Here is a 1,152-nt window from a genome sequence, read left to right as displayed (position 1 = left end):
TGCTTCATTGTAAAATGAAATGCAACAGCTAAATAAATAGAAAGCCATCGTGAAACCACGTATAGTTAAAGTTGACCAAAACCATAAACATACGGAGGTAAATCACGATGACTCACTCTCATTCTAACACGAAAAAACGAAGCTATACACATTTAACTGAAATTGAAAGAGGACAAATAGCTGCATACAGGGAGCAAGGTTTGTCTTTAAGAGAAATTGGAGAGAAAATTGGACGCGATCACAGTACAGTATCTCGAGAACTAAAGCGGGGCACAGTCGAACAAATCGATACCAATCGTAAACCCTACAAGAAATACTTTCCTGACGTTGGCGCACGTGTTTATGAGGAGAACAGAAGAAACTGTGGTGCTCCGACTATCTTGATGGCTTCATGGGAATTCATATTATTCGCTGAGGAGAAAATATTGAAAGACAACTGGTCACCCGACGTTGTTGTGGGCTATGCAAAAAAACAAAATACATTCGATTCTGTTCCTTGCACGAAAACCCTATATAACTGGATTGATAACGGCGATCTAAAAGTGAAGAATATGGACCTAGTTTTGAAGCTACGCCGCAAAACAAAGTCTTCAAAGTCAAAAGGTAATAAGAAAGTCCTTGGAACGAGCATTGAAGAAAGACCAGAATCAATTGACACACGTGAAGAGTTCGGGCATTGGGAAATTGATACTGTTCTTGGCCACAAATCTAAAGACCAGGCACTTCTAACTCTTGTGGAAAGAAAGACTCGTATGGCCATTGTCCAACGCATACCGGGTAAGAACGCACCAGAAGTAAGGGATGCTTTAAAAGGTATATTTCAGGAATACCCAAACGTTCAAAAGACATTTAAAAGCATCACAGCTGATAACGGATCCGAATTTAGTGAACTTAGCGCACAAGGAAAAGAAATGGGAATAGATGTTTATTTTGCGCATCCATACGCATCTTGGGAGAGAGGGACGAATGAACGTCATAATGGGCTACTCAGACGTTTTATAAAGAAAGGGCAACCGATTCATGCATACTCAGACCAGCACATTGCAGAAGTTGCCAACTGGATGAACACATTCCCCCGGAAAATATTAAACTACGAGACCCCGGAGGAAAATTTTGCGCAATTTGTTGATTGTGTGGCCTAGGCCACACAAT

1 protein-coding gene is annotated in these 1,152 nt (G+C 40.9%); it reads left to right on the top strand.

What is annotated here, in order from left to right; all coding sequences use genetic code 11:
* Positions 1 to 107 precede the first annotated feature (107 nt).
* Positions 108 to 1,142: an IS30 family transposase gene (locus HMPREF3177_RS00075; RefSeq protein WP_070456154.1), complete on the top strand. Its 1,035-nt coding sequence runs from the start codon at positions 108 to 110 to the stop codon at positions 1,140 to 1,142.
* Positions 1,143 to 1,152: the final 10 nt, after the last annotated feature.

The sequence above is a fragment of the Nosocomiicoccus sp. HMSC09A07 genome (assembly GCF_001808485.1).
GTDB classification, from domain to species: Bacteria; Bacillota; Bacilli; order Staphylococcales; family Salinicoccaceae; genus Nosocomiicoccus; species Nosocomiicoccus ampullae_A.
Note: the sequence above shows the minus strand (reverse complement) of the source record. Positions and strands in the feature narration are given on the sequence as shown.